The organism is Candidatus Hydrogenedentota bacterium (assembly GCA_035416745.1).
Taxonomy (GTDB): domain Bacteria; phylum Hydrogenedentota; class Hydrogenedentia; order Hydrogenedentales; family SLHB01; genus UBA2224.
This window is the reverse complement of the sequence record DAOLNV010000135.1, coordinates 1-9,790: the sequence shown is the minus strand read 5'-3', so window position 1 is coordinate 9,790 and position 9,790 is coordinate 1. Positions and strand designations below refer to the sequence as shown.

The following is a 9,790-nucleotide window of genomic DNA, read 5'->3' as shown; positions in this document are numbered from 1 at the left end:
AAGGAGAGTAGCCATGAACAAAAAAGGATTCACACTGATCGAGTTGCTCGTGGTCATCGCCATCATCGGCATCCTTGCCGCGATTCTTCTGCCGGCGTTGGCGCGGGCCCGCGAAGCCGCACGCCGCGCGAGTTGCGCGAACAACCTCAAGCAACTGGGCCTGGTCTTCAAGATGTATGCCAACGAGGCAAAGGGCGAGAAATGGCCCAGCATCTCGACCCACGGTGAAGGAAAAGAGGATGGTACCGCAGGCACGTGGGGCGTATGCGACAGGCCTTGGGCCGGCCACATCTTCTTCGAGGGCATGCAGGTGTACCCCGAATACCTCACCGACGCCAACGTGCTCATCTGCCCGTCGGACTCAGCCGGTAGGGAGGCGATTGAACGCAAATGGCGCAGGTTCAACGACCCCAGCGAGGAGATTCTGCCCTGCAAGTTCAACTCGACGTCGTATGTCTACCTGGGCTGGGCCTTGAGCGAAGACATGATTTCGTGGCCCGGCGGCGATGTGAATGACGGCGGGCTTGCCGCCCTTTCCGGCCAGGACGAGACCGCCATCGTGGTTGGTCTCATGGGGATGAACCTCGATCCCGGAGCGCTGGTGGCCTTCCTGACTACCGTCGACGCGATAGAAGACGCCAACTTCGTAGGCACCGCCAAGGCCGACCAGGACATCACTGTGGCCAGCCTGATGGGCGGCCCCGAGCGCACCATGTACCGTTTGCGCGAAGGGATCGAGCGCTTCTTCATCACCGACATCAATAACCCGTCGGGGGGCGCCCTCGCGCAGAGCGAACTCTCTGTGATGTGGGACATCGCCAGTGTCGAGGCCGATCAATTCAACCACATTCCCGGCGGCAGCAACGTGCTCTACATGGACGGCCATGTCGAGTTCGTGCGGTTCCCGGGCGAGTTGCCCATTTGCCGCGTGATGGCCTTGGTGATGTAAGGACCGCGCGTATCTATACGTTCGCCGGCCTCCAGGGCATACCCATAACAGCCCCATGCACACACCCCGGAGGCGATTTGAGCCGCCGCTCCCCGCGGCGGCTCGCCTTTTCACAAGCGTCTGAACCTGTCACGCTTATCCAGCCGGGCCGGGATGAACGCGTCCGACCGCCGCGAACAACAAGGGAAGGGGCCATTCCCCCGGGCTCGCCGGCGCCGCCTCGGCGTTCTTCTGCCCCCTGCTTGTCTGCCTGAATAGCGCGAGCTGCGCGCATCGGCAAACCGGTGAGATGACCCGGCTATCCTCCAATTTTCCCCTAAAAAGGAACTCGGGGAGTCCTCTCCCCCGGGACTCCCCGCCGGAACAGGGGCGCTATCGCCCCCGTCACAGGTATTCGTTCAGGATATTCTCGAGCATCTCCTGACGGCCGCTTTGGACCTTCGGCTCGCCATGCTCCATTGTATATGCCTCGAGGGCCTCAAAGTCCAGCTTGCCGGCCTCGATCTTGGCGCCAAGGCCTTTGTCCCATCCCGCATAGCGTTTCCTGATGAAATCCTCGAGCTTCTTGCTCGCGAGCAATCTGGCGGCGTTCTCAAGGCCCCGCGCAAACGCGTCCATCGCCCCGATGTGTGCATGAAACAGGTCGAGCGCGTCCACGGACTGCCGCCGCACCTTCGCATCGAAGTTCAATCCGCCCGTCTTGAATCCCCCTGCCCTCAGGATAACGTACATCGCCAGAGTGCATTCGCGGATGTCGGTCGGGAACTGATCCGTATCCCATCCGATGAGCAAATCGCCGCGGTTGGCGTCGACCGAGCCGAGGATGCCGTTCGCGGCGGCATACTCGAGTTCGTGTATGAACGTATGTCCCGCCAGGGTCCCGTGGTTCGACTCGATGTTCAGTTTAAAGTGGTCTACGAGCCCGTATTTCTGCAGAAAGGCGTGGCACGCGGCCGCGTCGAAATCGTACTGGTGTTTGGTAGGTTCCTTGGGCTTGGGTTCAATATAGAACTGGCCCTTGAACCCGATCTTCTGCTTATACTCCACCGCTTGGCACAGGAACCGGCCGAGATGGTCGAGTTCGCGTTTCATGTCGGTGTTGAGCAGCGTATCGTAGCCTTCGCGCCCGCCCCAGAACACGTACCCCGCGCCGCCGAGCTCCTTGGTTGCTTCGAGGGCCCTCTTCACCTTGCTCGCGGCATAAGCATAGATCTCGGGAGACGGATTCGTCGCGGCTCCGGCCATGAAACGCCGGTTCGAGAACAGATTGCTCGTGCCCCACAACAGCTTCACGCCGGTTTGACGCTGAAGCTTCTTGGCCAGCGCGACCATCTTATCGATGTTCTTGTTGCTCTCCGCGAGCGTCCTGCCCTCGGGCGCAATGTCGTGGTCGTGGAAGCACCAGAACCCGGCCCCCAGCTTCGTGAAGAACTCGAACGCGGCATGCATGGTCGCCTCGGCCTGCGCCATCGGGTCCGCCGGCTTGTTGTAGCTGCGCAACATCGTGCCAGGACCAAACGGGTCGCTGCCCAGGCCCTTGAACGTGTGCCAATAACACACCGAGAACCGCAGATGCTCGGCCATGGTCTTGCCAAGGATTCTCTTCTTCGGGTTGTAATGCTTGAACGCAAGGGGGTTTTTCGATTTCGGCCCCTCATACTTGATGGGCTTGCTCACTTCCGGAAAATACTCGGGCATGGCTCTCTCCTCCGCTCAGCCGGACGCCGCGCCCGGCCGGAAAACACCGCGCACGCATAGCCCAAGCTTAGCACATGTCAGCCAGAAGGTGAAACGCCGCGCCTGACCCCTGATCGCCGTGCAGGCTCCGGCGAAACCCGGTACGACGCCGTGCGATTCGCGGGTCCCGGGGAGAGCTGCGGTCCGCGCCTGTTGGCATGCGCCGTCGGCGGATAACTTGCACCGGTTTGGTACCGCCATTACACTCGACATGCCCGTAACGAACCTGGACCAGTTTGCGCGGGAGGCCGGCTTGTGCCGGATGGACGTATTGCGCATTGATGTGGAGAGCTTCGAGCATGCCGTGTTGGGCGGAGCCCGGCTAGTGTTGAGCACCCTGCGGCCTATCATCGCCGTCGAGATACTCGAAGCGGCGGATTGCGCGGCGATTGATGCCATTCGCCGCGAGGCACGGTATCAATCTCTCTATATCGCGGGCCACGATATTCTGCCGCAGGAAACGGTGGCCTACCGGGAAGGCCATGACAATCAGCTGCTGTGTCCGCAGGAGCGGTTGCCGGAGCTGCGCGATTGTCTGGAGGAAGCGGGGTGCCGGCCGGGTTTCTGAGGCCTTCGGCTGCCTCCGGGCCGGGGAGGGTGCCGCGCGGGAAGGAGTGGCGTCATGAGCGTGCTTGGCATAGGCATTATCGGCACGGGAACGTGGGGGACGGTCCACGCGCGAACCTACGCCGCGATGCACGGGGTCCGGGTCCTGGGCGTGGCGGACCTCGTGGCCGGCCGGGCCGAGGCCCTCGCCAACGCGACCGCCGCGGCGGCGTACATGGACTACCGTGAACTCTTGGCCAACGATGCGATACAGGCCGTGTCCATCGTGACGCCGGATTTCGCGCACGCGGAGATCGCCCTGGCAGCCGCTGAAGCCGGCAAACACATCCTCTGCGAAAAGCCCCTCGCCATGACCGTCCAGCAATGCGAGGCCATCGTGATGGCTGCCGAGAAGGCCGGCGTGAAGTTGATGGTCGATTTCCACGCGCGATGGAGTCCTCCGCTGTACAAGGCGCGCCAGACGATTCAAAACGGCGACATCGGCGTGCCGCAACACGTTTACTACCGCCTGAGCGACCGTGTTCATGTGCCGTCGAAAATGCTCTCATGGGCGGGCCAGTCCACCGTCATGTGGTTTATCGGAAGCCACAGTATCGACACGATCCGGTGGCTGCTGGACGACGAAGTCACGCGGGTATATGCCGTGGCACGGTCCGAAGTGCTCAAGAACATGGGTATCGATACGCCCGACTACTATCAAGCGACGCTCCATTTTCGAGCGGGCGCGACGGCGCAACTCGAGAATTCATGGATATTGCCTGACTCGCAACCCAGCCTGATTGATCTGAAGTGCGAGGTCGTGGGCAGCAAAGGCGCCATCTATATGGATGCGTCGCACAACCGCACGCTCGAGAAGTACACCGGGAAAGAGGCCTCGTATCCCGATATCCTGGTGATGCCCACGGTCTACGGGCGCCAAATGGGATTCGCGGCGGAGAGCATTCGCCACTTCGCCGAATGCGTCCGCGACGGCAAGGAGTTGTTGGTCACGGGGCGCGACGGGCTGCAGGTCACGAAGGCCATTTGCGCTATTGAGGAATCGGTGCGCAGCGGGCATCCGGTAACGGTTGACTGACCCGGCTGCCGGTGCTCCAAGCCCAGGCGCCGCGCGCGGTCCGGCCCTCTGTTCAACGGGATAGGGGTCTCCTGCCCGCCATTTCATCAATTGCGCGCAGGGTGCTCGCGCAGGGTCCTTGGATTGGATCGGTAGTGTTTGGATGGTATGATATTCTGTTCTTCGTGGCCGTTTCGGTGCAGTGACCGTCCTTACGGGCACGGTGCGGAACGCTATTCTGATAATCAGGGCTGTTACAAGGAATCATGAGCAAGCGCGCACATATCCAGACGTTTGGCTGCCAGATGAACGAACACGACAGCCAGCGGATGGCGAAAGTACTCGAAGCGGCGGGCTACGAAATGATCGGTGACCCGGCGAACGCCGACGTCGTGCTGGTCAACACATGCTCGGTGCGCGAGAACCCGGAAAACAAGGTGTACAGCCTCCTGGGCCGCCTGCGAAACCTCAAGAAGAACGGTTCGCAGATGATCATCGGCGTGGCGGGATGCGTGGCGCAACAGGAGGGCGAGGCCATCCTCAAACGCGAAAAATGCGTGGATATGGTCTTTGGTCCTGACAACTATTTTGACCTGCCCGAGATGATCGCGGCCGCCGAGCGAGGCGAACGGGTTTTGAACACCGAGTGGCTCTCAGGGAAGCAGAAGGTGCAGAACTTCATCCCCGAAGAACGCCTCGAGCAGGTGGCCCTCGAAGGGTGCAGAGGGTACATCGCCATCACGAAGGGCTGCGACAACTTCTGCTCGTTTTGTGTCGTCCCCTACACGCGGGGCCGCGAGGTCAGCCGCGAGCCCGGCAACATACTGCGCGAAGCCCGCGCCATGATTGGCCAAGGCGCGAAGGAAATCTGGCTGCTGGGCCAGAACGTGAATTCGTACAAGGCGGGCGAAGCGGGATTCTATGAGTTGCTGGACGCCGTGTCGCGGCTCGACGGTCTGAACCGTCTGCGGTTCACGTCGCCCCATCCGAAAGATTGGAACAGCCGCCTGTCAGACCTGATGGCGGAGCGCAAGACCATCTGCAACCACGTTCACCTGCCGTTTCAAGCGGGCGGTAACCGCGTTCTCAAGCTGATGCGGCGGCGCCACACCATCGAGGAGTATCTCGATAAGGTGCGCTATATGCGCTCGATCAACCCACACATCGAGATCAGCACGGACATCATCGTCGGATTCCCGACCGAAACCGAGGAAGAGTTCGCCTGGACCCTGCGTGTGATGGAAGAAGTGCGGTTCAGCCAGATATTCGCGTTCAAATACTCGGTGCGGCCGGGCACGCGCGCGGCGAAGATGGAAGACGATGTGCCTCGCGAGGTCAAGGAAACGCGCCTGGCACAAGTCCTCGGACTTCAGGAACGCATCACCGGGGAGCAATTGCGCGCGTTGGCGGGCACGACTCACGAGGTGCTCATTGACGGCGCGCACCTGCGCCAGCAGGGGGTAATGAACGGCCGCACGGAAGGTTTCCGGCCGGTGAGCGTGCCCGGGCCCGAACTTGAGATCGGCGATCTGGTGGATGTGCGTATTACGGGTTTTCGCAATCACTGGCTCGAAGCTGAACGGCTCACCGGCGCAACCGCCCCCGCCCGCTAGCGGGTAGGACGAGGCATCGAACACGGAGGCAAGAACAGACATGAACGTCAAGGTCGTGTCGCGCGCGAAATTCACGTTTCCGGAAGGCCGGTGCGCGCTGGCCGTGCCTGTTTTCGAGGACGGCGCCGGCGGCGACAGCCCGTTGCTCGATGATGCCGATACGCGCGCAATCGCGCGGCTTCGCGAGAAGGAGACCGTGCGCGGCAAGCCGCAGGAAGTGTGCTTTTTACCGTCCGCAAGCGGCGTATACGATGGCGTGGTGCTGTTGGGACTCGGGAAACGTAACGCCTGCACTGCCGAGACCGTGCGCCGGTCCGCCGGCAAAGCGTCCGAATTGCTGGGCGCACACCGGGTCGCGATGGCTGCCTTCGACGCCGCTCTCATCGCTGAGCATGCCCACGGATTCGTCGACGGCGTCATGCTCGGGCAGTACCGGTTTGACCAATATAAGGAGCGCAAAAGCGACGAGCCGGCTCCGCAACCGGTCGATGCGATAGCGATAGTCGTGGAGTCGGGCGCCCACCTGGCCGCACGGCGGTGCGAACAAGCGCGGATCGCCTGCCAGAGCACGAACTGGGCGCGCGATCTGGCCAATACGCCTGCAAACGACATGACGCCGTCCCGCCTGGCGGGCGCAGCGCTTGAAATGGCGGAAGACGCCGGTTGCGAAGGCGAGGTGCTGCATCGGGACCAGTTGGAAGAGCTTGAGATGGGCGCATTTCTCGGGGTTGCGCGGGGCAGTGCCGAACCACCTACGCTTTCGGTGCTCCACTACAAGCATGACGCTGCCACAAAGACCGTCGCGTTTGTGGGCAAAGGCGTGACGTTCGATACGGGGGGCATCTCGCTCAAGCCGGTCCAGGGCATGCACGAGATGAAGTTTGATATGTGCGGCGCGGCGGCGGTATTCGGGGCATTTCGCGCCATCGCCGCCCTGAAACCCGCCCTCAACGTGGTGTGTGTCGTCCCTGCGTGCGAGAACACGCCCGGCGGCCATGCCCAGAAACCCGGCGACGTGGTCCGCGCATACAACGGGAAGACGATCGAGGTGAACAATACTGACGCCGAAGGCCGCCTGATCCTGGCCGACGCACTCGCGTACACCATCCGGGAGCACCAGCCGGACCATGTGGTAAACCTTGCGACCCTTACCGGAGCATGCGTTGTGGCGCTGGGACACTACGCGGCGGGCTTGATGTCCGATGACGATGCCTTGGCCGAGTCCCTCGAGGCGGCGGGGGCCGTTACGGGCGAGCGGGTTTGGCGCTTGCCGCTTTGGGACGATTACGACAAGCTGCTCGAAGGCGCCCATGCCGACATCTGCAATATCGGGCCTCCGAAAGAAGCGGGCACCATCGTGGGCGGCTGTTTCTTGAAACATTTCGTGGGCGATACGCCCTGGGCGCACCTCGATATTGCCGGAACAGCGTGGGGCGGCAAGAATATCCCCTATCTGGATCCGAAGCACGCCACGGGATATGGCGTGCGCCTCTTGACCGAATGGGCAATCAAGACGAGTGAAAAGACGGTATAGAAACCATGGCCGAATGCGCATCTGTACATAATCCGGCGCCGCGCGAGGGCAGGCGCAGGGCCGCGGTCCACACGCTGGGCTGCCGCCTGAACCAGTCCGAGAGCGGGATACTGATGGATTTGCTGCGCCGCGAGGGTTACGAAATCGTGCCGTTCGGGAAGCCGGCGGATCTGGGTATCGTGCATAGCTGTACGGTGACGCGGGAGGCCGACGCCAAATCACGCCAGCTCATCCGGGCGTTCATTCGCAAGAACCCCAAGGCGTACGTGGCGGTGATCGGGTGCTACGCGCAGACCGGCTACCGTGCCCTGGCGGAGATCGAAGGAATCGATCTCATCTGCGGCAACCAGGAAAAAATGCGGGTGCTCGAATTCGCCGCGCAGGGGAAAAATGAGACCCCCTTGATTGTCCGCGATCGGATTCAACGCCACGATTTCACGATCCCGTTCGCGGGCGATGCGCTCATTGAACGCCGGACAAATCTCAAGATCCAAGACGGCTGCAACTTTATGTGCAGTTTCTGTGCGATACCGTTTGCGCGCGGACGGAACCGCAGCCGCGAGATGGACAACTTGCTCGACGAAGCCCGCGCCTTGGTCGCGCGGGGCGCGAAAGAACTGGTGCTCACGGGCGTCAATCTCGGCTGCTACAACGACCAGGGGCTCGACATCGCCGACGTGGTAAACCGCTTAAACGACCTGCAGGGACTGCGCCGTATCCGGATCAGCTCGATCGAGCCAACGACGATACCGGAGGAACTGCTCGGCTGCATGGCGGCTCCGGACCATGCCCTGGTTCCGTACCTGCATATCCCTCTGCAATCGGGTTCGGACAAGGTGTTGCGCCTCATGAAACGCAAATACACGCGCAGCGAATTCGTGGACTTCATTGAAAAAGCCTATTGCCGAGTGCCGGCTTTGTGCATCGGAACCGACATCATGGTAGGCATGCCGGGCGAGACCGAGGCGGATTTCGAGGAGACGTGCGCAGTACTGCGCGATACCCCTATCGCCTACGCTCATGTATTCAAATACTCCGAGCGCGACGGCACGGCGGCGCAGCGCATTCCGGAGAAGGTCGACCCGAAAGCGGCCAACTGGCGCAGCGCCAAGGTGCGGCGCATCAGCGCACGTAAGCGGCGCGCCTTCTACGAACGCTATCTCGGCGCGGCTGTCGAGGTGCTGTTCGAGCACGAGCAGGACGGCTGGTGGGAAGGGTATACAGGGAATTATATCCGTGTTGCCGCGCGTTCGGCTAAAAGGATGCATAACGAATTCGCCCGCGTAAGGATAGAAGGTATTCGAGGCGATCTCGCCACAGGAACGATCGATGAGTGAAACGGAAACAGGCATTCCGGAGACAGCCCTGCGCAAGGAAGAGCTGCTGAAGAAGACAATTGCCGCCTACCGGAGCGTGGTGGTGGCCTATTCAGGCGGGGTGGATTCCACGTATCTGGCAGATGTGGCGCACGAGGTGCTTGGCGGCCGGGCCGAGCTCGTCATCGCGGATTCGCCCAGCATCCCCCGTTCCGAGCTGGCCGCCGCAAGAGCGCTCGCCCGAGAGCGCGGCTGGAACCTTGCCATTATCAAGACCAACGAGTTCGAGCTCGAGGAATACCTCCAGAACGGGCCCATGCGGTGTTACCACTGCAAGATCGAGCTCTTTCAACAGATGGAAAAGTACGCGAAAAAGAACGGCGTTGCCGTGGTAGCGTATGGCGCTATTGCCGAGGATGCTCTTGACCCGACGCGCGTCGGCCACCAGGCCGCCAGGGAACATGCCGTCGCGGCGCCGCTTCAGGAAGCCGGCCTTTCAAAAGAAGACATACGCCTCTTGAGCCGGAGGCGCAAACTGCCCACGGCCGGCAAGGCATCGTTTGCCTGCCTGGCATCGCGGTTTCCCACGGGTATGCGAGTCTCGCGCGAGGCTGTCTCGAGAGTCGAACAGGCGGAAGAGGTGCTGAAGTCGCTGGGCTTGCGGCAGTACCGCGCGAGGCATCATGGCGACCTGTGCCGCATCGAGGTGGATCATGCTGATATTCCAAGGCTGCTCGACGCGGGCATGCGCGAGAAGATCGTAGCGGGCTGCCGCGGCGCGGGCTATCGTTTTGTCACCCTGGACCTCGCCGGCTACCGTGCGGGCAGCTCGGCTACCGCTCCGGAGCAGGAATAAGGATAGGCGCCAATGGCGTTCTCCATGCGATACCGTCTTCGCGGCGGCATAACCGCACATTCCGCAAAGGCTTGTGACTATTGAGGCTTGGGCTTCCGGCGCGGCGTCACGGGCAGCCGAGCAACGTGTTCCAAGCTATTCGCGCGTGCCCCTCGCGGGCCGGT

The 9,790-nt window shown here is 61.9% G+C and carries 8 protein-coding genes; 7 read left to right on the top strand and 1 reads right to left on the bottom strand.

The features are described 5' to 3' along the window. Positions 1-13 precede the first annotated feature (13 nt). A complete protein-coding gene (locus PLJ71_21740; GenBank protein HQM51312.1) occupies positions 14-949 on the top strand; it encodes a DUF1559 domain-containing protein in 936 nt (311 codons plus the stop codon). A gap of 384 nt (positions 950-1,333) precedes the next feature. Here PLJ71_21740 and xylA read toward each other — a convergent pair whose 3' ends face one another. Next, on the bottom strand, positions 1,334-2,647 hold the full coding sequence (xylA, locus tag PLJ71_21735; protein HQM51311.1) for a xylose isomerase: 1,314 nt from the start codon (positions 2,645-2,647) through the stop codon (positions 1,334-1,336). Between the two features lie 217 nt (positions 2,648-2,864). Between xylA and PLJ71_21730 the strand changes: the two genes are divergently transcribed. From PLJ71_21730 to larE, 6 genes are all read left to right on the top strand, one after another. Continuing rightward, positions 2,865-3,254: an FkbM family methyltransferase gene (locus PLJ71_21730; GenBank protein ID HQM51310.1), complete on the top strand. Its 390-nt coding sequence runs from the start codon at positions 2,865-2,867 to the stop codon at positions 3,252-3,254. A 54-nt stretch (positions 3,255-3,308) separates the two neighbouring features. After that, complete coding sequence (locus PLJ71_21725; GenBank protein ID HQM51309.1) at positions 3,309-4,328, top strand: Gfo/Idh/MocA family oxidoreductase; 1,020 nt, start codon at positions 3,309-3,311, stop codon at positions 4,326-4,328. 245 nt (positions 4,329-4,573) lie between these two features. Next, on the top strand, positions 4,574-5,920 hold the full coding sequence (gene miaB / locus PLJ71_21720; GenBank protein ID HQM51308.1) for a tRNA (N6-isopentenyl adenosine(37)-C2)-methylthiotransferase MiaB: 1,347 nt from the start codon (positions 4,574-4,576) through the stop codon (positions 5,918-5,920). Positions 5,921-5,960: 40 nt separating this feature from the next. Beyond that, positions 5,961-7,454, top strand: coding sequence for a leucyl aminopeptidase (locus PLJ71_21715; GenBank protein ID HQM51307.1), 1,494 nt, complete (start codon positions 5,961-5,963; stop codon positions 7,452-7,454). Positions 7,455-7,459: 5 nt separating this feature from the next. Further along, positions 7,460-8,791: a tRNA (N(6)-L-threonylcarbamoyladenosine(37)-C(2))-methylthiotransferase MtaB gene (gene mtaB, locus PLJ71_21710; GenBank protein HQM51306.1), complete on the top strand. Its 1,332-nt coding sequence runs from the start codon at positions 7,460-7,462 to the stop codon at positions 8,789-8,791. Continuing rightward, positions 8,784-9,626, top strand: coding sequence for an ATP-dependent sacrificial sulfur transferase LarE (gene larE / locus PLJ71_21705; GenBank protein ID HQM51305.1), 843 nt, complete (start codon positions 8,784-8,786; stop codon positions 9,624-9,626). The genes mtaB and larE overlap by 8 nt, the downstream gene beginning before the upstream one ends. Positions 9,627-9,790: the final 164 nt, after the last annotated feature.

Bases quoted from the DNA above. Each gene is read 5' to 3' on its own strand.
- larE (HQM51305.1), top strand. From the start codon at position 8,784: ATGAGTGAAACGGAAACAGGCATTCCGGAGACAGCCCTGCGCAAGGAA.
- xylA (HQM51311.1), bottom strand. From the start codon at position 2,647: ATGCCCGAGTATTTTCCGGAAGTGAGCAAGCCCATCAAGTATGAGGGG.
- mtaB (HQM51306.1), top strand. From the start codon at position 7,460: ATGGCCGAATGCGCATCTGTACATAATCCGGCGCCGCGCGAGGGCAGG.
- PLJ71_21740 (HQM51312.1), top strand. From the start codon at position 14: ATGAACAAAAAAGGATTCACACTGATCGAGTTGCTCGTGGTCATCGCC.
- miaB (HQM51308.1), top strand. From the start codon at position 4,574: ATGAGCAAGCGCGCACATATCCAGACGTTTGGCTGCCAGATGAACGAA.
- PLJ71_21725 (HQM51309.1), top strand. From the start codon at position 3,309: ATGAGCGTGCTTGGCATAGGCATTATCGGCACGGGAACGTGGGGGACG.
- PLJ71_21715 (HQM51307.1), top strand. From the start codon at position 5,961: ATGAACGTCAAGGTCGTGTCGCGCGCGAAATTCACGTTTCCGGAAGGC.